Origin of the sequence: Acinetobacter rudis (genome assembly GCF_000829675.1) — a bacterium.
GTDB classification, from domain to species: domain Bacteria; phylum Pseudomonadota; class Gammaproteobacteria; order Pseudomonadales; family Moraxellaceae; genus Acinetobacter; species Acinetobacter rudis.
Genome location: NZ_BBRX01000021.1, coordinates 27,181 through 52,054, shown reverse-complemented (window position 1 = coordinate 52,054; position 24,874 = coordinate 27,181). Strand labels below are relative to the sequence as shown.

13 protein-coding genes are annotated in these 24,874 nt (G+C 35.8%); 7 read left to right on the top strand and 6 right to left on the bottom strand.

Annotation, left to right across the window (positions count from 1 at the left end; translation table 11 throughout):
• Nucleotides 1-180 precede the first annotated feature (180 nt).
• From Aru01_RS05205 to Aru01_RS05190, 4 genes are all read right to left on the bottom strand, one after another.
• Complete coding sequence (locus tag Aru01_RS05205) at nt 181-1,710, bottom strand: DHA2 family efflux MFS transporter permease subunit (protein WP_016656248.1); 1,530 nt, start codon at nt 1,708-1,710, stop codon at nt 181-183.
• 4 nt (nt 1,711-1,714) lie between these two features.
• On the bottom strand, nt 1,715-2,854 hold the full coding sequence (locus Aru01_RS05200) for an HlyD family secretion protein (protein ID WP_016656249.1): 1,140 nt from the start codon (nt 2,852-2,854) through the stop codon (nt 1,715-1,717).
• A gap of 14 nt (nt 2,855-2,868) precedes the next feature.
• Entirely contained in the window at nt 2,869-4,347 is a 1,479-nt protein-coding gene (locus Aru01_RS05195) for an efflux transporter outer membrane subunit (RefSeq protein ID WP_016656250.1), read from the bottom strand.
• 414 nt (nt 4,348-4,761) lie between these two features.
• Nucleotides 4,762-8,241 (bottom strand): indolepyruvate ferredoxin oxidoreductase family protein, encoded by a 3,480-nt coding sequence (locus Aru01_RS05190; protein ID WP_016656251.1) that lies wholly within the window; start codon nt 8,239-8,241, stop codon nt 4,762-4,764.
• Nucleotides 8,242-8,442: 201 nt separating this feature from the next.
• Between Aru01_RS05190 and Aru01_RS05185 the strand changes: the two genes are divergently transcribed.
• Complete coding sequence (locus Aru01_RS05185) at nt 8,443-9,405, top strand: LysR family transcriptional regulator (RefSeq protein WP_040331282.1); 963 nt, start codon at nt 8,443-8,445, stop codon at nt 9,403-9,405.
• A gap of 49 nt (nt 9,406-9,454) precedes the next feature.
• On the opposite strand, the gene Aru01_RS05180 is transcribed toward Aru01_RS05185, so the two are convergent.
• Entirely contained in the window at nt 9,455-10,075 is a 621-nt protein-coding gene (locus Aru01_RS05180) for a TetR/AcrR family transcriptional regulator (RefSeq protein WP_016656253.1), read from the bottom strand.
• A 257-nt stretch (nt 10,076-10,332) separates the two neighbouring features.
• Between Aru01_RS05180 and Aru01_RS05175 the strand changes: the two genes are divergently transcribed.
• Nucleotides 10,333-11,349 (top strand): MBL fold metallo-hydrolase, encoded by a 1,017-nt coding sequence (locus Aru01_RS05175; RefSeq protein ID WP_016656254.1) that lies wholly within the window; start codon nt 10,333-10,335, stop codon nt 11,347-11,349.
• A 17-nt stretch (nt 11,350-11,366) separates the two neighbouring features.
• Entirely contained in the window at nt 11,367-11,738 is a 372-nt protein-coding gene (locus Aru01_RS05170) for a hypothetical protein (protein ID WP_016656255.1), read from the top strand.
• A 453-nt stretch (nt 11,739-12,191) separates the two neighbouring features.
• On the opposite strand, the gene Aru01_RS05165 is transcribed toward Aru01_RS05170, so the two are convergent.
• Nucleotides 12,192-12,428, bottom strand: a complete 237-nt coding sequence (locus Aru01_RS05165; RefSeq protein ID WP_016656256.1) for a VF530 family protein — start codon at nt 12,426-12,428, stop codon at nt 12,192-12,194.
• A gap of 532 nt (nt 12,429-12,960) precedes the next feature.
• Between Aru01_RS05165 and Aru01_RS05160 the strand changes: the two genes are divergently transcribed.
• The 4 genes from Aru01_RS05160 to Aru01_RS05145 all read left to right on the top strand — a co-directional run bounded on the left by Aru01_RS05160 (nt 12,961) and on the right by Aru01_RS05145 (nt 24,686).
• Nucleotides 12,961-15,177 (top strand): McrB family protein, encoded by a 2,217-nt coding sequence (locus tag Aru01_RS05160; protein WP_016656257.1) that lies wholly within the window; start codon nt 12,961-12,963, stop codon nt 15,175-15,177.
• A gap of 2 nt (nt 15,178-15,179) precedes the next feature.
• The gene (locus Aru01_RS05155) at nt 15,180-17,795 is read left to right on the top strand and encodes a DUF2357 domain-containing protein (RefSeq protein ID WP_228128739.1); all 2,616 of its coding nucleotides are present in this window, start codon (nt 15,180-15,182) and stop codon (nt 17,793-17,795) included.
• Between the two features lie 495 nt (nt 17,796-18,290).
• On the top strand, nt 18,291-23,231 hold the full coding sequence (locus Aru01_RS05150) for an AAA domain-containing protein (protein WP_016656259.1): 4,941 nt from the start codon (nt 18,291-18,293) through the stop codon (nt 23,229-23,231).
• Entirely contained in the window at nt 23,232-24,686 is a 1,455-nt protein-coding gene (locus Aru01_RS05145) for a hypothetical protein (protein ID WP_016656260.1), read from the top strand.
• Nucleotides 24,687-24,874 lie beyond the last annotated feature (188 nt).

Sequence of the window (24,874 nt, the reverse complement as noted above, 5' to 3'; positions counted from 1 at the left end):
AGAGGAACAACATCGTGCTCACATTTAAAAGGAGGAGATCTAAAGTATTTTTCTTTGTATCTGATGTATTTAAACAGCATTATTTACTGGCCAAAATAAAAGGCTTATACAGAACTGCATAAGCCTTTTATTGCTGATTTCTACAGATGAATTACAGGATGCTTGTCGACTTCATTTTCATCACTTTGCAGAATGTGAGCTTTTTGCAAACCAAATCAGTGCGATGGAGAGTGCAAATGCAATACTTGACCAAAGGAAAAAATCATTTAAAGCCAACATATCTGCTTGAACAATGGTTTCCCTCCAAATAACGGTCCATGATTGTTGAGAATCAAGGCTCTGATTATTTAAATGCGTTAACCCTTGTTGAACCACAGGATGATCATCATGTAAAGAATCAACCAGTACGTTTTGGTAATAACGAGAACGTTGATCCCAATAAGTTTGCGCAAGTGAGGCAATTAGACTCCCTGACATCATACGAATAGAGGTTTGTAAGCCAGAGGCAGCAGCGATCTTCTCAGGTGGAATACCATTTAAGGACAATGAGACCAGAGGCGTTAAGAATAAGCCAATGCCAATACCTTGGGCGAGACAGATCAGTGCGATAGTTTCCATATCGACTTGTGTGGTCATTGATGTTCGCCACCAAGCAACAAGTGACCAAGCGATAAAGGCCAAACTTGCAAAGATACGGGCATCGTTACGCTGTACCCATCGACCCAGTAAGGGAGCCAATAGAATCCCAAAGATCCCCATCGGCGCCGTGGCCATACCCGCCCATGTTGCAGTGTAGTTCAAATCAATTTGAAGCCATAATGGCAAAAGCACTAACGCTGCAAAATAGAAACCAAAGCCAATTGCAACTGCGATCGTCCCAATCGTGAAATTTCGATATTTAAATAGACTTAAATCAATAATCGGATGTTTATCTCCAGATTCCCAAATCACAAAGAAAATAAAGCTTAAAATACAGATAATGGTTGAAGTCACAATAAATGGGGAAGAGAACCAATCTAAAATTCGCCCACGATCAAGTGTTAATTGCAAAGTTCCAATTGCAAGTGCCAATAAAATCAATCCACGTAAATCAATCGGAAGTTTGGTGGTGGTGGTTTCACGTCCTTTGAGCACAAAGCCTGTGATTAAAACAACTAAGATCCCTATAGGTAAGTTAACGTAGAAGATCCATGGCCAGCTATAAGCATCGGTCAGCCATCCGCCCAGTATTGGCCCTGCCACAGGGCCAGCCATATTGGTCATTGCCCACATCGACAAAGCCAGTGTGCGCTTATTTTCAGGGAAGATCGCCACCAATAGTGCTTGGCTCAAGGGGACAATAGGTCCCGAAACCATCCCTTGTAAAATTCGAAAGGCGATTAAGCTCTCAAAACTTTGTGCCAGTCCACATAAGGCTGAAGCAATGGTAAAAGCCACCACAGACATAATAAAAAGCCGTACTTGTCCAAAACGACGAGATAGCCACCCCGTTAAGGGGATACAAATTGAGTTGGCAATCGCAAAAAATGTAATCGCCCATTCGCCAATTTCAGGGCTAACTCCAAGGTTTCCTGAAATACTCGGAATAGAAACGTTTGCAATGGTGATATCCGTAACCGCCATAAAAGAGGCTAAGCTAATGGCAATAGTTGCAATAATTAGAGTAAAGCCAGATAACGGTTGAAGTGGACGTTTTGATAGAGAAGACATTGCACTACTCCTGACGGATGAGAGAATCACCCTTATTCATTTGCGTAACAAGCTTCGAGCCATCGGTTTTTTTCTGTTCAGGAGTATCATTTTTTACATTTTTAACGCAGCTAGACGTATCAACAGTGACTTCAGCAGATAAACCTATGCGTAATGGGTTCTGTTTCAGTTCCTTGGCATCGAGATAAATTCGAACAGGAACACGTTGAACCACTTTAATCCAGTTTCCAGTCGCATTCTGAGAGGGCAATACCGAAAAGGCAGAACCACTACCCGCCATAATATCTTGTACAGTTCCACGATATTTAACTTTACGCCCATAACTGTCGACCGTAATTTCAGCTGGTTGACCAGGGCAAATGCCTTTTAATTGGGTTTCTTTAAAGTTGGCATCAATCCACATTTGATCAAGTGGTATCACAGACATCAACTTTTCACCTACATGAATCTGTTGGCCTGGCTGAACTGTCCTTTGTGCCACCATGCCTGCAACAGGAGAATAGATTGCAGTTCGTTTTAAATTTAACTGTGCTTGTGAAACTCTTTCTTTTGCAACCAGCACACTCGGGTGGGTATCTACCGTACTGCCCGAGGTTTGTACTGTAATTTCTGCTTGATTGGCAATCGCTTGCTCAACTCGACTCTGAGCCAATTTCACGGCATCTTGCGCATGTCGTAATTCTTCTTTTGTTATCAGGTTTTGCTGTGCTAAACCCTGCCGAGCGTTTAGATCAGATAATGCTGCAGCATGCTGTATTTTTTCAGTTTTAATAACTGTATTGCTCTGTTGTTGTTTACTATATAACGCGGCAACTTCACGGCGAACTTGGGCTAAATCGGCCTGTGCCGCTGCAAGCTCAATTTCTGTGTCACTTTGATCAAGTGCAACCAATTCATCGCCAGCACGAACACGGTCGGTATTATCGACTTTAATTTTTACTACTGAGCCCGCGATCCTAGAGTTAATATCGATAATATGGCCATTAACGTAGGCATTATCTGTACTTTGTGTATGATCGTCCGTGAACAGATAATAAGCCCCTGTGCCAGCACCAAGCAACACGATTAGACTTGATACAATGACTAATCTTTTTTTGCGCGTTGCTTGAGGTGAATCTATTTCAGTCTTCTGAACGTCTGTCATGTCTTTGCCCTTTTTTACTTTGTTGAAAATGCCCAATAACCCCCAAGTGAGTGGGTAAGTTCAATTTGAGTCATCGTCATTTGTTGGTTAATCTGAATCAGGTCAACTGCTTTCTCTAACTGATTTAATTCAGCCAGCAATTCATCTTGTTGAGTGCTGAGACCTTTCTTTAGCAACTCACGCTGGATATTCCTGAGTTCTGAACTTGCATTTGCAGACTGCACACTCAACACTCGTTGCTGAGTGGCCGTATTTAATTGTTGTAGATGGTCGGTGGTTTGTTGAATTGCGATGAGGAGGTTTTGGTTGTACTGTGCAATTGCTTCATCATAATCAGCGACTTTGCTTTTTAATTCAGCTCTTAAACGATTTTGCTCAAAGATCGGCAGATTGATTGCAGGCCCAATCGCAGCTGTTCGACTACCGGCTCTGAATAAATAATCCAAGCCTAAGCTTTGCAAACCCACTACAGCAGTTAAATCAATATCAGGATAAAAACTAGCACGAGCAACTTCCGTCATAGATAACATTGCTTCTAGATTTTTCCGTTTCAATTGGATATCAGGACGTTGGCCAATCCAATTGAGCGGTAAAGGCGTAATGACTTTTAACTCTGGTTTAAGCCGTAGTTGAGGAGCAGACCAATTGTCAGCATATGAGGGGGGCTGTCCCAATAGCGTTGCAATCGTATGTCGGTACAAATGCACTTTGCGTTGTAGTTCAGGTAATGCCTTTTGTTGCGTTAATAAGTTTAATTGCGCTTGAATAACCATGCTGTTGGTGGCTAAACCCGCATTTCTTTTTTGTTTAGTTAATTCAACTAAGCGTTTCAAAATAGAAATGTGACGCCGTTGATTATTGACTAATTCATTGGTCATGTACCACTGCAGGTAATTACTGGCAATTGCAGTATGTAAACTGAGCTGTGCATCTTGTATTGCAAATTCAGCAGCATCGATATTTGATGCATTTGCCTGATTGAGGGCTTTCCATTTTCCCCAAAAATCTAAATGCCAACTTAAAGAGAGTAGAAGGTTGCCGGATGATCCCGTTTTGCCCGCATATGTATCAGGATAAGTCGAATGGTCTGGATAGCGATCTGCTGTTGCAGCCGCTGAAACACCACCTTGTACCTGTCGATTGGTTTGACTTAAATCTAATAATGCTAAGGCTCGATCAAATCTAGCTTGTGCAATCTCAAGACTCGGTGGGTTACCATCGATCAATTGCATTAATCTATTGAGCTGTGGATCTTGCCAAGTCGTCCACCAAGCCATGTGGTCATTCGAATGCTGAGTCTGCCTTGCAGTAAAATCTGTACCAACATTCATTTGATCCAAATTCAACACACGTTGTTTAGCAACGATATGATTACCAGTTGCACAACCAGAGAGTAGAACAACCATGAATGAATAGATGGAAATGGATAAAGCGTTTTGAGGGCGTGTAAACAACTGTTTACGGTGGAAGATATAGCGTGTGAAATTAACCATAAATTTAATGTCCCGATGAGAACTGGACAGAATTATGGTGAAAACCTACACTTGCATATATAGAGAAAGTGGTAATGAATACTTTCAAAAAATGCAATCCACAAACTCCATGTAAACGATTACTGTTGATCTATGGCGTTTGATCTATTGATCGATGTAAGAAAAAGCGATCCGATGATAGAAGGAGAGGTTCTAGTTCTGATCATCTTCGTGTCACTCAGTATTATTCACGGATAAGTTACCGTAAGTGGTATTACGACAAACATCCTTTTTTAATCGCTCAAAAATTAAAATCATGGCTATGCACGCTTCAGATGCGTGCAAGCTTATGATGAAATGAGAAAGATTAGGCCGCCGTGACATATCCATACAACTGAAGTTTGACCCTGTCACAGCGGTTATTGAAAGTTTAGTTTACGGATGCTGTTTTTCTAGGTTCAATGCAAGTTGATCCCAACGTTGAGTCGTCGTTTCCATCGCTTGCATTTTAACATGGCCAAAACCTCGTACCTCGGCGGGTAATTGGGCGATTTGCTGAGCGACAGAAAGATCATAACTTTCAGGTGCAGAACTTATGGCTTTGACAAAGGCGATATAACGATCACGCCAAGCACGTTCTTTTTGACGCTCAAGCTGTAAGGCAAATGGATCAAGAAATGTCTCTCGCAACCACCGTAGACGAGCAAAAACCATCAGTGGAATACGCATCCAATATCCAAAAGTACGTTTACGTTTGGCATCATTTGCACCGAATGTTGCAGGTGCTAAGTGATAACTTAAGCGTAGGCCTTTACCAAACTGCGCTTCAATAGATTGTTTAAAGCTTTTTCCTGTGAGTAAGCGGGCAACTTCGTATTCATCTTTATATGCCATGACCCGATATAGCTGCGTAGCGATTGTTTCAGCAAACTCATCTGACAATGTTTTGGCTGCCTGTTCCACAAGCGTTTTATACTGCACTGCATAATCTTGATTCCAATACTCAGCAAGACGATGGGAACGGTCAGCAACTAATTCAGCCAATGTCGTAGGTTTAGTCCAGACGGGTATTGTTGCAATGATGCCTTTCACCAAGTTAGGATCGCTGATCAGATGACAACCAATGCGAAAAGCTTCAAGATTTTTTTCCGCAGCAACGCCATTAAGATGAATGGCTTTCTCCACACTTTCACGCTGTAGTGGGATTTGACCTGATTGCCAAGCCATACCCAGTAATATTTGATTTGCAAAGATGGCATCGCCAAGTACCTGTATGGCAATCCGTGTTACAGGCAAAGATATAAGCTTATCTGGCGTAGTACGACCGCGCAGCCGATTGATTAAATCATTAATCGGAGCATACCAATCACGAGACTCAAGAAAATCAGAAGTAGGAGAGGTGTCCTCATTGACGATTATTACAGCATCTTGTTTTAAACGTGAAAGCGCTGCATTACTCCCTGCGACAATTGCATCTGCACCGATTAAGACATCACATAGACCAGCTGGAATTTTGGTGGATGAAATCTGATCATCTTCTGTGGCAAGTTGGACGTAGGAATATACTGTACCTCCTTTTTGAGCAAGTCCTGCCATATCCATAATACGAGAAGCTTTTCCCTCTAAATGAGCTGCCATCCCGAGTAAAGCACCTGCGGTGACCACACCCGTACCACCAACGCCACCGACCATGATACGGATGGGGTGTTGATGAAGTTCAGCAATCATGGGTTTTTCTGGCCAACCCTCTGCAATACCGTCAAAGCGATCTGGACGTTTCATATCTCGAGTATGGACTGTCACAAAACTTGGGCAGAATCCATTTACACAAGAGAAGTCTTTGTTGCAATTACTTTGATTGATTTGACGCTTGGTCCCTAATGCTGTCTCAACGGGTTCAATAGACAAACAATTAGATTGTTTAGAACAGTCACCGCAGCCTTCACAAATTTCATGATTGATAAAAGCTCGCTCTGCAACATCTGGGTAGGCATTGCGTTTACGGCGACGACGTTTTTCACTGGCACACGTTTGAACATAAATTAAAGCTGTAACACCAGAGATCTCTCGTAATTTACGTTGAACCTCATCCAACTCATTTCTGTGATAAATTTCTACCTGATCAGCAATCCCTTCTTCGGCATGAATCAATTCAGGTTCATCAGTGACGATGACTTGCTTTTGAATACCTTCTGCATCTAGTTGTCGTGTTAACTGTGCTACACTAAGATGACCATCGACATGCTGTCCGCCAGTCATGGCAACGGCATCGTTATACAGAATTTTGTAGGTAATATTCAATTTGGCCGCGATCGCTTGGCGTATTGCTAGATAACCTGAATGAAAATATGTTCCATCACCTAGATTGGCAAAAATATGTTTTTCATGAGTGAAATGAGAAGCACCTGCCCAACTTATGCCTTCGCCCCCCATATGCGAGAAAGTTTCTGTACCACGATCAAGTGAAACAGCAATAAAATGACAGCCAATCCCACCTAATGCACGGCTACCTTCAGGTATAGCTGTGGATGAGTTGTGAGGACAACCGCTACAAAAGAAAGGCTTACGTTCTACAATATCAAGAATACGCCGTGAATCTTGTTCTGCTTTTTGTAATAACTCAACTCTATTTCGAATTTGCACTTTTAACGTCTCTGCAATATCTAATAGCAAGAAGCGAGCTGCCAACATTTTTGCAATAGGTTCAGGTTGAAATTCATAGTGCCCCATTAAAGGCGCCTCATCTATAGCGGTACTCCATTCACCTTTTCCATGACAAGCCTTGCCGATGACACGCGGGCGTTTATCATCTGGAAGTGCGTATAACTCGTCTTTAATTTGAGCTTCAAGGATAGGACGTTTTTCTTCTACAACGATCAACTCCTCTAAACCTTCAGCAAACTCACGCAGACCTTGCGGTTCTAAAGGCCAAATTAAAGTAACTTGATATACTCTCAGTCCAAGTTGTTGAGCTGTTTCTCCTTCAATTCCTAAAATACGAAGAGCTTCGATCGTATCTAAATAACCTTTACCACTCGCAGCAATACCAATACGTGCATCCGAACATTGCCATGTCACTTGGTTTAATTGATTTTCACGTGCATAAGCCAATACTGCAGGTAGGCGATATTGGTAAAGACGTTCTTCCTGTTGAATACCATGATCCGGCCAGCGAATATGTACACCATCTTCGGGCATCTGAACATTTTTCGGTAAAACAGGGACGACTCGATCTAAATTGACATGAACAGAAGCTGAGGTTTCAACAATTTCACTCACCAATTTCATTGAAGTCCATATACCAGCAAAGCGCGACATAGCCACCGCATGAACGCCTAAATCAAGAATTTGCTGAATGGAAGCTGGGTAAAAAATTGCAATACCACATCCGATCATGACGTGTTCTGACTGATGTGGAATACTCGAAGATTTGCAGGAGTGATCATCACCAAAGAATGCAACCACACCACCATGTTCCGATGTTCCAGCAAGATTTGCATGACGTAGAACATCTCCTGAGCGATCTACACCAGGACCTTTGCCATACCACCAAGAAGTCACACCATCATATTTACCCTGACCTGAGAGATTAGCTTGTTGAGTACCCCAAACTGCTGTAGCAGCTAGATCTTCATTTACGCCAGGTTGAAAAACAACATGATGGTCTTTAAGGATGCCTTTAACTTGCCAGAGCAAATTATCGTAATTTCCTAAAGGAGAACCACGATAACCAGAAATAAAACCAGCCGTATGATCACCGTTTATAGTATCTCGCCGTATTTGCGCGAGGGGTAAACGCACCAAGGCCTGAATGCCTGTCATGAAAGCAGTACCAACATCATTGAGGTACTTATCTTCAAGTGAAATTTGTTTTGTTGGAATCTTCTTTGGAGTAAATATTGTAGCTGTATTCATCTCTGTCTCCTTAGATTGTTGTAGTTCGAGCTACTTTCTTGTTTCAACATCCAGTTGAATATTTTTTGTAAATGACATATTAAAAAAGAATCGATCAGTTAATTTAAGATAATAGGATCGCTCAATGTATGTACATTTATGTCATTGTGGTTGATCCAGTCTGGTGCAACAATGCGTAATTTAGAAAAAGATACTTACGTTATGCGCAAAAATCTTGAGGGTGGATTACTACATGCAATGCATGCTTTTCTAAAAGTCATTGACAGCGGAAGTTTTACAGCTGCCGCAGAGCAGATGGAACTGACCACAGCGCAAGTATCACGGCTCATTAGTGAATTAGAAGGGCGGTTAGGAACAAAATTATTACAAAGATCAACAAGACAACACGCATTGACCCATATTGGTGCAACATATGCAGAACAATGTCGTCAAGTTCTTGCAATGGTCGAAGAAGCTGAAACTCAAGCAAGGGGAATGGCCACTAAACCACAGGGGAAGTTACGTGTTTTAAGTATGGCAAGCTTTGGGCATCATTATGTATCTCCGATGATGTCGGAATTCTGTCAAGCTTACCCAGAGCTAACCATTGAATATCGTACTTCGCAGAATGTACCAGACCTTTTAGGTAAAGGTATTGACGTCAGTTTATATCTCACTGAATCTTTAGCTGACTCAAGAATTGTAGCTCGTCAGATTGGAACAATATTTTCACTGCTTTGTGCTTCACCTGCATATCTAGAAAAATATGGTGAACCAAAATCATTAGATGACCTGCAACAACACGCTTGTTTAAGATTGGTGAATCCATCTATAACCCCGAAATGGCATCTCATCGGTGAAAATAATCATTCATATCAAATCGATATCACAGGACCATTGATCGCAGATACACCAGAGCTATTATTAGATATGGTACAGCAAGGCATGGGCATTGCATTACTTCCAACCTTTACTGTGATTGAGGCTATACGTGCAGGAAAATTACGTCGAATCTTAGGAGGGTGGAGATCTCCTGATATTGGTGTTTATGCTTTGCTACCATCACGCCATTTTATTGATGCCAAAACCAGAGCATGGTTAACATGGGTTGAGCAACATATTTCACCTAAAATTCAAAGTGATACAGAGTTTTTTTATAATGCGAATGAGCGATTAAGATTATAATTAATAAAATGATAGCGGGATCGACTGTCCAATCAAATGAAGAAAATCTTTAAAGACGGTCAGGCGTATTTGTTAAATAACTATATATAGATTGAATAATCGCGTTTCTTACTGCCTGAGGCTTTACGTTAGTCGGTGGTTCAAGTACTGCTGCATGAATTAACGATTCTAATAATTGTAAAATCATCCAAACAATGAGGGGCTTGTCTTTTTCTATAATCTCATCTTGATGTAATTCAACTAAACGAAAAATTTCTTGTCGAATCCCAGTCTCATCTTCAACTCTATTAATATCAAAGAAAGGGAGTTTCTTTTCAAGCAACTTGTGTAGCTCAGGTTCAAATGAGTGGGCTGCGATGACACCATCAACCAAAGATTCAATTTTCTGCCTTAAGGTCTGGGCATTTTGTCTATCAAGCACAGTTCGAAGTAGATCTCGGATGTGCTGCGTATGCTTTTTATGTAGCGCTACAATTAGAGCGTCTTTATTGGGAAAGTATTGATATAGCGAACCGATACTAATTCCAGCACGTTCTGCCACTAAATTAGTATTAAATTTTGCATAATCCATTTCTTTCAAGATTTCTGCCGCACTTTGTAAAATTGCATCAACAGTCACTCTTGATCGACCTTGGATAGGTGTTTTTCTTGGCTTGAGAACTAATTTCATGACAATTAATCAGACAATGTCAATGTGAGTATTAACTCATCTTTATACACAACTATCAATAGAGTTACGCAGTTAAAAAATATGAGCAATATCTTCATCATCTTAAAAATATAGAAAATAAGTTTTTTTAATATATTGATTTTATTATATTTAATTTATTTTTTAATAATAATTTAATGCGAGTATCTAATGTGAGTTCTTACTCATATTATGGGTTTCTCATATGAAATCTTCATATTATTGAGGAAACCGAACCAATGAAGATCAAACAATTTCTAACATTTTCTCTCATTACATTAAGTACTTTTAATGCTTATGCGAATAGTCGCCATGTACCAGAGAGCAGTCCTCAATTTCAGCTCACAGCAGCTCCAATTGTCCAAGTAGAAAAGAAACATCAAATTGCATCTGGGGTATGGCTTATTCCAGATCCATATATTAATTATGTTCCTAATATTGGGATCATTGAGGGAAAGAATGCAATCCTAGTGATTGATACGGGTATGGGCATAATAAATGGCCAAAATGTCTATCAGCTTGCCAAAGATATTGCTAAAAACCGAAAGATCTATCTGACAACGACTCATTTTCATCCAGAGCATCAGTTCGGAGCCTCCGCGTTCAAAGACGCAACATATATCATGAACAAGAAGCAAAATGATGAGTTAATCGTCAAAGGGGAAAACTACTTAAAAATGTTTCGTGCTTTTGGACAGATCGAACAAAATGCACTTGAAAATGTGATGATCCGTTTTGCAGATAAAACTTATACAAATCGACAGGTACTTGATTTGGGAGGACGACTAGTCATTTTACAAGAAATACCTGCACATACTCGTGGTGATCAAATTGTTTATGATCAGCATTCTGGTACGGTCTTTATGGGGGATCTATATGAGAGAGATTTCTATCCGATTATGCCTGATGAAGATTCAAAAGGAAGTCAGTGGATCAAGGTTATTCAACAAATAATTGATATGAAGCCAAAGATTGTTGTACCAGGTCATGGAAAGCTCTCAACAGTTAAAGATTTACATGAATTTAAACAACATATGCTTCGAGTAAAAAGCTTGGTCAAACAGCAAATTGATTTAGGGCATAACCAAGATCAGATTATTAAAAACATATCACCTACGATTTATAGAGAATATCCTCAGTGGAATAACCGGGTGTTTCTACCATTTCAAATTGCGAATTTTTATGCTGAGCTTTCAAAAAAAGAAATTGTATTGCCAAGTTTAGTTAATGAACTTCAGTCTAATCCAGATAAATAATTTATTAAGAGTATGGTATGGAATTAAATTTAGAAGACTTCCCCATAGTGGAAGTGAGTCATAACCACCAAGGTAGTTTGACCGAATTTATACAGCAATTAGATCAGTTACTAAAGAGAAATCAACCTTTTGTATTAATCCGAGATCTAAAATCTAAATTTAATGAACCATCTCCATCACAAGAGCTGTGGAAACAAAACATTCAATGGATCAAGGCAAATACGCAAGCATTATCCATGATAAAGGGATGGATTGAAATTGTGGAAGAAAAGGTTGATCAAAAGTTTTTAGATAGGGATCAAAAAATTTGGAAAATATCATTTTACCAAGCACAAACGAAAGAAGAAGCAATAATTTTGAGTCAGAAATTATTATCTTTATCTTTTTAGAATGATTTCTAGGAAAAGACCAATAGAGAATTTAATTCTCTTTTTGGTCTGGGAGTGCATTTTCCCTGCAAACATATCTTATGTATATTCACAGTAAATTAAATCGTTGTTAGCAACTCATTACTAAAAAGCAGGAACAATCATTAGACAACTCAGTCGCTGAATAATTTGAATGAAAAACAGCCTCACTTATAATATGCGAGTTATGGGTTTGCAACAAACCGTGTTGTATGTAAGCCAAAGTTTCAGATATTCTATTTAACTTATTTGGTTTATAAAACCAGCTATGAATACATGGTTTCCTACTAAAAAGTCTTAAGAATAGACTATATTTGTTTAGGGGAGTGGTGGTAGTCCATCACTCACTAACAGGTATCTACAAAATCGATAACCATTCAATAAGATTAGTTTAATACCTAGATAAAATATTATGCTGGAGATGGGCTTTGATAGCTAAGATTTTTGCTTGGCTTTTTGGCGTAAGACATATAAATATAAGCTTTCTACTTTTTCACGAGCCCATGGTGTGGTACGCAAGAATCGCAATGATGATTTAACACTTGGATCTATACAAAAACATCTAATTTCAATTTTACGACTTAAACCTTCAAAGCCACCGTAGTAATCCAATAATTCATCCAAAATGTCAGCAAGTTTTTTGTCATGTAGAGGGTCATTGGAGGTGTTCATAACAGATCAACCATATTTTGGGAGGCCATTATTATAACCCGAGCGAGTTAAAAAATGAGAGGGTTCAATTTTAAAAGTAATTAATATAGAAAATTACAGCTTATTTGCTCGTTAACTTTTTTCTAAATATAAATTAGACAAATTCTAATAATTAGGTATTTATTGCAAACAACAGTGTGTAAGCCACAGTCTTAGATATTTCATTTAACTTATGTTTACCTAAAGTCCACTTCATGTTTTTAAACAATTAAAATGTAATTAAAATCAATTTATTATAAAGTTTATTCTTATATTTAATTTTTTTAGGTTCATGAACCTAACACAAAAAAATCAAAGATTTACTTTTTCTAAGTCAAATTCATACTCCATGTGTCTATTATAAGAGCTAATATTGAAGTAATAAGGTATAAATATTTAATTTATATATTAAAATAAGCTTATGACTAGGATTAGTTGATTTATTGAATAAAAAATAGTTTTGAATCAGAAATTGTGAAATCTATTTTTTAACCATTCTTTTAAAAGATAATTTATGAATGAAAAGATTTATACCAAAGAAGAGCTGAAAGGATTATCTGAAGATGAAATCCTGGCGTTATTAGCCGAATCTTGGGGAGTTCAAGACGGAAAAATTGAAATTTGGGCTGAGTTGCCACCTTTAGGAGAGTCAGCATATGGGTTTATTTTAGAGCCTCATTCAGTCTTAACTGGTGAGCGACTGTACTATCCGTTAAAAGGACTTGATCGAGGGAACTGTAAGATCTTTGTTTCACCCAAAGATGCTGTGCGATTGGGCGATAAACGCAAAAGATGTTATGTCCGTTGTGAGGTTGAACTTTCTCCTGAATCAGAAAGAATCAAACATGATAATCCCTTTGAGTTAACTCTCAAAAAAGGCTCAGGTGAGAACCTACTTTACCTGCCTAAAGAGATTCCACATGAAATTTTGATAAATCCGAGCTTGAATGCTGAACGCAGTCAATTTATCTCGAAAGCGATCTATGACTTTTATCATGAAAAAGCGATGGGGGACATAAATAAAGAGGTCAAACAAAAGCAAAGTGAAATCGAGACTCAAATATCTGCAAGGGAAACTGAGTTTCAGCAATTAAATGAAAAGGGATTAGCTGAACTTGAACTGACGAAAGAGCAGCGAGATAAGGTAAAGAATCTACTTGATGAATTAAATGCTCAAAAAGTGAAGCTTGAATTAGTAAATGAAAAGTTATCTCAGGATAAGCAACTTAGATTAAATGAAATTAAGAGTCTGACCAGAAGATTCGATCAAATAGAGGCTGAAATGAACAATAAAATCCAAAGACTAAAAAGTTATGTAGCTGACAAAGCACACTTTTTGAAAACTTTTGAGTTTGTTGATGAGGATGATATTGATCTGTTTTTAAATCAATCCAAGCCCTTTATTGAGCGTGTTGATGGTTTGTCATTTAATGAAGATCTAAATGGTGATTTTCAGAAAGCGGTATCTTACATCCATGCGCATTTAGTAGACATGGAGTATATGTATCCACGTCATGTAGTTGAAAATTATTTGACACTACTAAGAACAAAAGATTTGATTATTTTGGCTGGCGACTCAGGTTCAGGTAAAACCAATCTTGTTAAATCTTTTGCCAAGGCTGTAGGTGGTAAGTCGATTATTATTCCAGTAAAACCAAACTGGACAAGTTCTGAGGATCTACTTGGTTACTATAACCCGCTAGAAAAAAAGTACTTAGCCACTCCGTTCCTGGAGGCTTTAATTGAAGCTCAGCAAAATCCAGAAATCCCATATTTTATCTGTCTAGATGAGATGAATCTTGCGCGTGTTGAATATTACTTTGCTGATTTTCTATCGCTTCTAGAGACACGCGATGATGAACCCGAAATTTCTCTTTATGCTGAGAGTGAATCAGCACATGTTTTATCAGAGTTGAAAGCTGTTGTAGATGTTATTCAATCGACAAAAGATAAATACAGTGAACACGGTGTTGTAAATTTCATTGAGTTATTAAAAGATGAGCAGCTCAATTCACAGTTGAGGTTGGCCTTTGGATTTAGCGATAAAGATTCACTCATTAAATATCATAGTGAAATTCGTCGAATGCTGTCGGCGGTAATGACTATGCCATCAAGCATAAAAATGCCTGCAAACGTTCATATCATTGGCGCAATTAATATTGATGAAACTACGCACTACTTATCACCTAAAATCTTAGATAGGGCTCATATAATTCGCTTTGAGTCACCTCTATTATCAGATTGGAATGAAATTCTTGAAGAGGTTGTGGATTATGGCTTTGATGATGTTAGTAAACCTCTAATATTTGACATTCAGTCTCTAGGTTATAGAGCGAATTATCCTAAGTTTGATCCTAAGGACCCGTTCTGCGAACTTTTTATTAGTCTCAACAAGGAGTTCTTCCATAAGCTAGGTATTGAGTTTGGTATGAGAACAATACGTCAGGGGTTGAATTATCTGAATTTACTTAAAGATGTGAATGATGATGATGAGATTGCTGTCAATAATTTCTTATTACACAAGGTGCTACCTAAGTTTACCTTTGATGGGAATAAGCAAATTGGTGCTCAAACAAAGCTTGAGCTGGTGGAGCGCGTTTTTGTGGAGCGACTTAAGCAACTTCTGCCAAATCACGAGACTTATAGTGATATTTTTTCATCAGTACATACTCTCGAAAATGTAGTTAGTGATGCTAAGGCGAATGATGGGATTGTGAATTTCTGGTCGTAATGATGGATCTATATTTCGAAATTAAATATTTAGAGCTCAAGTGGTATAACCAGGACATTCTCACAAAAGTGACGGAATCTCTGGTACCGCTTAGTGTTGAATATAATGAGCGTCTTGGTATTCATCAGGTTGAAACTACGATTTATCCCAAAGTTGAAGGGGTAAAACGGGGGGTGTTGGCGGTTAGGTTTTTAAATCAAACCTCAGATAAACCCTATGTGGAATTACCAAACGGTGAGAAGAAATATTTATCTTCGATTAAGGATCCTGAAACGGGCTTGGAGTGGTGGTTTTTAAAAGAACATTGGGTTGAAGATCTTAACCATTGGTCAAGTATTGCGCCAAATATAGCTGGAATGGTTCGTTTAGTGCTTCAAGGAAAAATATGTAAAGTTTTGATTAATGGCTCGGATTTTACGCATGAGCAACTTGAGCGGTATTTGAAAGTTTTCAAAAATGATCTTTGGGAGCTTATTTTAGATGAATCAAGTGTTGTTCAGGGTAAAGCCAAAGGCGGTCAAATTGAAGGTGTTGGTGAGGAAGCGATTAAGTGTATTGAGAGCTTGGTTGCTCACGCTCATAAGGTATTAATAAATCCAAAAGTTGAGCTTCGCGAAATTCAATCTTTGAAGCCTAGAAAAGAGGTGAGGCCTGTTAATCGTACTTTCATGGAGATTTCAACGAAAGCTAACCAGAAGTACTTAACAAGTCGCGCTACAGAGTCGTCATACAACGTTCCTGAAAATAGATATGTATTATTTGCATTAGAACGTTGCTATCGAATTATTAAGCAGATTGTGATACTTGCAGGCAATAAGATGGAGCGATTTAAGCTTCAAGCCGATAAATTGCGAGCCCAGCACGATGCTTTGAAAGACCATTCAAAAGTTGATCGGGATTTAGTGGTTGCTGATTTGAGAAGAATCGGTCAACGAGGCAAAAAAGAATACTGGCAAAGTCACATTGATACTCTAGTTGCTCATTATAAAATCCCGCTTAGTGATGAACCTTTATCTGAAAAATTAAGAATCAAAATTGAGGGTGCGACCCATAGAGGTGATGGGTTCTTTTTTCAAATCTGGAGCAATGATAGATATAAGAAGCCTGTTGATCGATATTATGTTTTGGCATTGGGTGGTGAGTTTGAAGGCTTATTAAAAGTTATTGAAACGGGCATGGAGCTTGAATTTGATTGTGAATATCATACCAATAGACATGAAAAATTTGTAAATCTTCACTTTGATGATATTCATTCAGTTACTTTTATTAATTCTAAAAAAATGGAATATGCGGTAACTCTTTATGAAAAAGAAATAGATATTGGTATAGAGCTTAGCGAAAGAAATTGGATTCGAAAACTAACCGATAAAGAGCTTAGAGAGCAAGAAAAAGAAAAGAGCGCTTTAAGAAACCGTATAGCTTATTACGAGTATCATCAGATGCTTTCAATACAGGTGTATGAGAAATCAGAGCCAAAGCTAAGAGTGCTGAAAACTATAATTAATCAACTCAAAGATACGGGTGTGAAGCCGTCTTCGATTTTCCCAAACTCAATGACATTTGTACAAAACCCTAATTATCAAGCTATTCATAATAATTATAAAAACCTTCTAAAAGCTATGAATTTGCAGGATGAAAACCTTTTAATTAGCCTTGAGAAGATTGAGGAAATTGGATTGGTTAATATGCCATTGCTCTATGAGAGATGGTCATTAATTCAAATTATTATGGTGCTTAAAAATGTATTCCGGTTTGTTCCGCAAGATGATTGGAAATATAGTGTTATTAATGCCATTAAAAGTAATAGTAGTGATATTTCCATTAATTTGGTTAATGAAAATGGTAAGAGAAACATAACCTTATGGTACGAAAAGAGGCTACCCAACAAGAAGAAGCCAGATTTTACTTTGGATCTTACCTGGTTTGAAGAAGACGATCTGAACAATAGTCGAGTTCATCACAAAAAATTTATTATGGATTCAAAATTTTATGATAAGGCTACATTTGGGAGAGATGGTGGTTTAATAGCTAAAATTAATGAGCTGTATGAAGATAAAAATTACAGTGAAGACGGCCAAAATCCAGTCTTTTTGATACATCCTTGCAATAACGTAATTGATAAGCGTGTTACAGCTCAAGATTGGGGCAAGTATAGTTATTTGGGTGAAGTGGACTACCAGGGTAATGGTGAGTACTACGCACACGAAAGGGGTGCGATATATTTAAACCCAATAGATGATAGGTTATATAGTGATGAGCTTCAGCGTTTACTGGGCATGTTTCTTCAATATAAATTAGATAGTGATATGTATCGTTATGGTAGTGATAAAACCTTAGCGGTACCAATGTGCATTCGTTGTGGATCTAATAATTTAGTGAAGATTGAGAAGAATACGTTCTGGTATGACAAGGACAATGTTAAGAGAAGTAAAACTCAACAATCTGTATGGATGACATGCTCGGAATGCGAACAGATGCAAGTATACAATCATTGTTCGAGTCGAAATCATCAAAGTCGAATCATTAAAAACGGACTTTACTGGTCGTATCATTCTGCGCGTGCAATAGAAATGTTTAATATAAAATGTCCAGAATGCGGTAGTTGGGGAGGTTGGTAAGATTTTCAGCACTATATCTTGATTAAACTTGACACGATATAGGATAAAATTTATCCTATATCAATATTAATGAACAAAATGATAGGTGTTATTTATTTAACTTATGTCCACCTCGAATCTATTTTACAATTAAATTTATGACTAATAAGCAATAAATTTAATAGCTTAAAGCATTAAAATTGTAAGTTATAAAACATTTGGTTCATGAACCTGTCTATAAATACATATTTTCTACTAAATAGGTTTTAAGCATAAACTAAATTTGTTTAGGAAATTGGTAGAAATCCAACACTAATTAAAATGTTGAAGCTAGGATTTTAATAGCTACGATTTTTGTATGGCTTTTGGCCTAAGACATAAAAATATAAGTTTTCTACTTTTGAGTTCAATTATCTTGAGGGGGATTATCAAAGGTCAATAGCTCTAGTAAATAAACACAAAACTTTGTATAATCCTTGTTTTTTTACAATAATTTAAATTTATTTGAGGGTGTCAATGGAAATCGAATTTCTTTCTCCTAATGGAATGAAAAAATCAGAAGAAAGAGCAATAAAAGCTTTAGGTGAATTAAGAAATTCTTGGAAGGGCTATGGTTCATTCTTAGTGCGTGATAAGCAAGGGAGTATGGAAATTGATCTTTTGATTATTAGTCATTCAAGAATAATATTGGTCGAGATTAAAGAATGGTCTGGAGAAATTATTTCTGATGGAAAAGTTTGGATTCAAAATATAGGTAATACATCAAGAAGACACACAGCACCAACCCATATTAAACGAGAACACGCAGAAAGATTAAGAAATTTATTTAAGCAAGAACTTGAGCATAAATGGGGTCAATTTTATGTGGTTGAGTATGTAATAGTATTGGCTGGAACTGCAAAGATAGTAAATTTAGCGCAAAGTGAAGAGGGGGTTGTATTCACTTTAGAAGAATTTCTAAAAATTAAAGAACAAAAAGCATATGAAGAAACTTTTCCTATTCGTCCAGAATATGAAAATTTTTTAAAAAGGAACAAAAGACCTAATGAGCCAGAGCAGATTGAAATTTTTGAAAAATGGTTAAAGGGTGCAAAACATATCATTCAAGATCGTCAATTAGAGGCTTCAGGTTATAAATTTAATCATCTAAAGGATATAATATTTAAACATCCAAAAAACTTATATAGAGAGATACAAGGGTATCATAAAGATGATATTTCTGATCGTGCTTTAGCAAGGCATTGGGACTTCTCATCTTTAGGGCTATTTGCACAAACAACTGAGCAAAGAGCCAATATTGCTTTACGAGAGTCCAGATTAATAAAATACTTAGATAAAACAGATAGAAATTTTAAAAAAGACTATTTACTAGAAGCAATCAATGCAATATCAGAAGATGAAGTAACAGAAGAAGTGATCGAAGTATATAACTTATCAAACAGTTTTGTTAAATTGGATAGTTATAGCTTAACTTTAAAAGATGAAAATGATATTCATGATTTAGTAAGAGCGATCTTAGCACCATTATCCAAGCTCCATGAACTAAATATTTGCCATAGAGATATATCGATATATAAGATGTGGTGGGATAAATCAAATAAATGTGTTTTATTTTCATCATTTTCTGTTGCAAAATTTCCTGAAGAGTTAACTAACACTAGTGTGTCAAATTTAAGACAGTTATTGACATCTAATGATATAGCTTTACCTGAAGATGTTTATGGTGATTTACATGCTCTTAGTATAGAAGATTCATATAAGATCGATGTTTTCCAGATTGGTGTTGCAGTTTACAAAGTCTTATTTAAAAAGTTTCCACCAAAAAATGAAGAGAATGTCTTTTATTCTGATTTAAATTCAAGTGATATTTTATACGGTTTCTTTAAAAAGTGCTTAGATATTGAAACTAGTGAAAGATTTACTAATGCCACTGAAATTTTAGAATTTTTTAACAATATAACAGTAAAAGAAACTGATTTGGAGAAAGAAGATTCAACAGATGTTATAAATTCTTTAAACCAATTTAATTCATTAAAGTTACCTTTCTCAGAATGGCAACCAATTCCTCCTGAATCAGTTCAAAATGATTTCCAAAATCAAAAGATAGTATACACAACTTTAATAAATTATAAGAAGTATATAGTTAAAATTTGGTCAGCTATCAGAGTAGAGCAAAATGAGAAGTACAAAGGGGCTAATAGACGGTTTTTAGAGTTTATTAAAAGAGTCGAATTATGCAAGAAAAATGTACTACCTGTACCTAAGATTGAGGATTTTGGATTTGGACAAATGGGACTACACATTGTTTTCTCATTTATAGAGGGAAGTACATTAGATAAATATATAGAAGATAAAAATAAAGATAATAAAATTAAAATCTGTTTAAAACTTATTAATGCAATAAATTTAATGCATGATATAGGTTTATGGCATGGTGACTTAAAGCCAGATAATATTGTGATTGATGATAAGGAAGATATTAAGTTTATAGATTTTTTAGATATTAATTTATGTGGCAATGTTATGCACAATAATGTTTACATGCCTAAAAAGTTTTTAAATAATTTCGAAATAGACAATTACGCTGTTTATTTAATAGTAGAAGAAATTTTAGAAGAGTATAAGCTACCATTTAGAGATATCATGAAAAATGATCTCGGTACTAATTTTGATGAATCACCATCAAACTTAGATAATTTAAAATATTTCTTAAATAATATATTAATACCTAAAAAAACCCTACCAAAATTTTATTTAAATTTAAAAAATAGAAATGGTGAGTATTTGGTTGATGATAATTTTCTTAATGATCAAGGTGAATATTACTTATCTGTTAGCAAAAAAAGTGATTCTGATGAATTAAGAATTTATATAACTGGTAAGAATAAAAAAATATCATTATTTGGTAATATTAGAGATAAAATTATCCTTAAGGATGCATCTATTAAAAGTATCTTGCCTGAGGAATGGCTTAGGGATTCTCAGCAGGCAACAAATTTAAAGGATATAAAAAGCTGTGTAATAGAAGCAGAAATAGAACTTGTGTCTAGTGAGTTAAACAGTGAAGATAATAATGAATTTATATCTTTCTTAGAGAGTCTTTCTCCTATATCTAAACTCCTTGCAACTAAAATAGAATCAGAAGTAATTTTAGAACCGACCTCTAAAAATACTGAATTTAATATTAAAGACCTTTGGCAATCATTATTAGAAGCTGAAAAAGATATGCTTCCGACAATTACTGTAACCGCTAAACCTAAAATTGGTGATAATGGACGTGTTACTATAGATATTGAAGAAAATATTTTAGATTTCCAAATTTCTAGTGATGATACTGTGGCACTTGTAGGGTTAGAGTTAGAATCGCCAAAATACTATGGTGATCTCGTGCTTAGTGATTCAGGAGATGGGTATATTGTTATAGAAAATCCTAAAGGAATAAATAATATACGCGAAAATACGATTTTAAAATTATCTGAACAGCGTTCAGCAATTAGTTGGAATCGTAGAAATAAATCCCTGCAACGTGTATTGGATCAGGAATCTGTAATTCCTAATCTTATAGAATATTTTGAACACAAAAATTTTAATGATGACTATCAACCTTCGTCAATTGAAATGCCTAGTGATGAATTATTTAAAATATATGATTTAGATGATAGTAAAAAGTCTGCTTTTATAAAAGTACTCAATGATCCTATTAATGTTGTAATGGGACCGCCAGGTACAGGGAAAACAACTTTATTAGCAAACCTAATAGACTATGTTTTTAGAACATCACAAATAAAAAATGTATTACTTGTTTCTCAAAGCCATGCTGCTGTTAATGAGGTTGTAATTAGATATAGAGAAGTCGTCCGTAAGATTAAAGAAAATAGCTCACACTTAGCTGTAGATGAAGTGAGCATGGTTAGATTAGGTGATCTAAAACAAGTTCCTGAATCATTACATGATATTCATGTTAATTACATTCAAAATCAGTTTAGAACAAAATTTTTCAGGGAATTCTCTAACAGATTAACGTTATTAGCTAGTGAAATAGGTTTACCAAAAGATTATATTAATGATATCTCAAAATTATTTATTAATTTAGGCACTATAATTTTAAGATATGATGCGTTAAGAAAAGATATATGTAAACTTAAGGAGATAATTCTAAATGATGGAAGAAAACCCAAAATAGAGAGTTTGATTAATCAAAAAAATGATGAAATTAACGATCTTTCGAAAATAATTAGTAATTATATTGCGAAGTTTGATATTGTTGATGAAGAGATTTTTGATGATGAAAGCATATTATTGAACATATGTAATTTATTTGCTCTTAGATACTCTATTAATAATCCTCAATCTATAGTTAAATTGGTTAATTTGTTAAATATTTCTAACGAATGGTACACTAGATTATTAGCAGATGCTGATAACTTTTCTGGTTTTTTATCGAAAAGTCGTCAGCTGGTTGTAGGTACTCTAGTTGGTATTGGTAAAGGTAGTTACAATATAAGTGATGCATCATATGATCTAGTCATCATAGATGAGGCCGCTCGTGCTAGCGCAAGTGAGTTAAGCTTAGCTATGCAGTCTGGACTAAGAATAATACTAGTTGGTGATCACAATCAATTACCACCATTATATATGGATCCACTAATCACATCTGTTGCTCAAAAATTAACAACTACAGAAAAAGAAGTTAGGAAAACTGATTTCGAACGCTTATATGAAAATGTAGAAGGAATAATGCTCAATAAGCAGTATCGTATGGCTCCACCTATTGGTAATATGGTTTCAGAAGTATTTTATAATAAAAAATTGGAAACTGGACGTGGAGTAGCATCCTCTTGGCTAAATAGTTTATCTGTACCTTGGAATAAAACCGTTACATGGATTGATACTTTTGGAAGCAATAGCGCTGAGAGTCAACATGATCATAGGATTAAAGGTAAGTACAATTTAACTGAAGTCAATTTAACTGTAAAAATTATTGATGATTTTATATTAAATAATACCTTAGAAAACTTACTTTCTTGGTATACGAAAGATGGTAAAGTTCCACCTATTGGAATAATCACAGGCTATCGAAAGCAAAAAGAATTACTAGAAATCGCTCTTCAGAACACAACTTGGTTTAATAGTTACAAACATTTGATTCGTATAGATACAATCGATGCATATCAAGGTCAAGAAAGTCGTTTATTAGTATTAAACCTTGTGCGGAGTAGTGACAAAAAGGCAATTGGTTTTATGAATAAAGATTACCGAATAAATGTAGCATTATCACGTGCTAAAGAAAGGCTCATTATAATCGGAAACTCAAATATTTGGTCGGATATAAAACATTCAGACACACCTGTTTATAGATGTTTTAAATATATTGAAAATAAAGACATAAAGAATGATCCTGATTATCAAATTTTGAAGATTAAAGATCTTAATTTTAATATTGAGCAGGTGGCATAAATGGAAAATTTCAATATTGAAAGAGATATACAAAGTATTTCGTTCTTAATCCCTGCTAGAACTTACAACGCTGATTTTGATATAACTAAAAAAACACCTATACCAGCATTATTAGAAAGTTGTATTAAGATAATTAATGAGGTCGATGTCATTTCTCCTAGAAAAATTCAAATATTTTTTGGATTAAATGATTCAGAGAGAGAAATCTTAATTGACCAAATTATTAATACGGGTTGGGTTAAGTTTGATGATGAAGGAAAACTAACATCCACATTAAGATTAAAAGAATGGATTAATGATTCTCAATCATTAGAAATGGTTGAAACGCTTTCCTTTACTGAGAAAGTAGTTATAGATTTATTGACGAATCATGTTCAACCGAGGTCTGAATTCATTCCAATAAAAGGGTTACCTAGAATTACAAATAATTTTAGCGATAATGAAATAGATGTAACCAATATTTTTAGTAACCAGTTTACTAGATTCAAGGATTGCATCAATAACCAACATATTAAAAATCCTCGGAGCAGTTTATATCGTGTTAGAAATATCTCTAGCTTGAGAGTTTCTGAGTTAATTATTGGTATTAATTTACGTATCAAATTTGATGAATTTAAAAACTTTTATATTGAACCTAAATTAATTAGTCATAGTGAGGTAGGTTCTAAACTTATTAGCTCAAGTGGTTTACTATCGCAAGTTGTAAATTTTATTGATAACATCCAAAGAAGTACGGGCCCTAAGTTAAGCTTTCAACATTATTGTGATATTTTTGATGATAAAGTCATTTTCAAATATTATAATTTTGAAGAGAATTATTTTGATTTAGTTGAATATCTTAAGGATAGAGCAAATCATAAAACAGGTTATGGTAATCCTGAAACTCAAGGTTTGATCGGTCCAATTTATCTTGATATAGATTCAAAATTAAAAAGCTATTTTAGATCAATAAAAGATGTTGGTGAGTTACCTATAGGTATTTGGAAGCCATCTTGTGTAGATTTATATGGAGCGAGTGTAAATCTTAGAGAGTTCATCGAAAATGTAAATGAAAATTTAAGAGGGCATAATAGTGAGCTTGTAACATTATTTCCTGAAGTGGATAAAACTCAAAATTATCAGATTAAAGAAAAGTTCTATAATCGTTTAGGTAATGGATATTTTATTAACTCTATTAGAGAGCTTGATGAATCTGAAGTCTTTGTGATTCCTGGTGAAAATGGTTTCGCCTATTGCCAATATCATGTTAACTTGGACCCTAATTTAGGTTTCCAAGGATTGACAATGCCTATTGGATTTTTTACTAGAGATAAAGATAGAATTGATTTGATTTGGAATCATATTAGAAAATTCTACATGACACCAGGTGGATTAAAATTACGCAGTTTTTCTAGAGCTTATAATTCTACACTTGATGAGAATCGAATTTATCATCAATTAGTTACTTCAATATAAAACCTACAGAAAATGGCATCTAAAAGATGCCATTTTAATTTTTTGAGCATGTTCAAATTCTGTGTCCTTACGATCTAAAGTGTGTCAGCGGTTTGGACAGGATAGAGATCGGACTGTTTCCAGCATTCTAGATAAGAGACGTCCTTATTTTAAAGCTTGAATAGCCACCGATTGTGGAGACACCATTT

Coding starts and splice junctions, on each gene's coding strand:
- Aru01_RS05190 (WP_016656251.1), bottom strand. CDS start 8,241: ATGAATACAGCTACAATATTTACTCCAAAGAAGATTCCAACAAAACAA.
- Aru01_RS05185 (WP_040331282.1), top strand. CDS start 8,443: ATGCGCAAAAATCTTGAGGGTGGATTACTACATGCAATGCATGCTTTT.
- Aru01_RS05175 (WP_016656254.1), top strand. CDS start 10,333: ATGAAGATCAAACAATTTCTAACATTTTCTCTCATTACATTAAGTACT.
- Aru01_RS05155 (WP_228128739.1), top strand. CDS start 15,180: ATGGATCTATATTTCGAAATTAAATATTTAGAGCTCAAGTGGTATAAC.
- Aru01_RS05145 (WP_016656260.1), top strand. CDS start 23,232: ATGGAAAATTTCAATATTGAAAGAGATATACAAAGTATTTCGTTCTTA.
- Aru01_RS05150 (WP_016656259.1), top strand. CDS start 18,291: ATGGAAATCGAATTTCTTTCTCCTAATGGAATGAAAAAATCAGAAGAA.
- Aru01_RS05160 (WP_016656257.1), top strand. CDS start 12,961: ATGAATGAAAAGATTTATACCAAAGAAGAGCTGAAAGGATTATCTGAA.
- Aru01_RS05170 (WP_016656255.1), top strand. CDS start 11,367: ATGGAATTAAATTTAGAAGACTTCCCCATAGTGGAAGTGAGTCATAAC.
- Aru01_RS05180 (WP_016656253.1), bottom strand. CDS start 10,075: ATGAAATTAGTTCTCAAGCCAAGAAAAACACCTATCCAAGGTCGATCA.
- Aru01_RS05205 (WP_016656248.1), bottom strand. CDS start 1,710: ATGTCTTCTCTATCAAAACGTCCACTTCAACCGTTATCTGGCTTTACT.
- Aru01_RS05200 (WP_016656249.1), bottom strand. CDS start 2,854: ATGACAGACGTTCAGAAGACTGAAATAGATTCACCTCAAGCAACGCGC.
- Aru01_RS05195 (WP_016656250.1), bottom strand. CDS start 4,347: ATGGTTAATTTCACACGCTATATCTTCCACCGTAAACAGTTGTTTACA.
- Aru01_RS05165 (WP_016656256.1), bottom strand. CDS start 12,428: ATGAACACCTCCAATGACCCTCTACATGACAAAAAACTTGCTGACATT.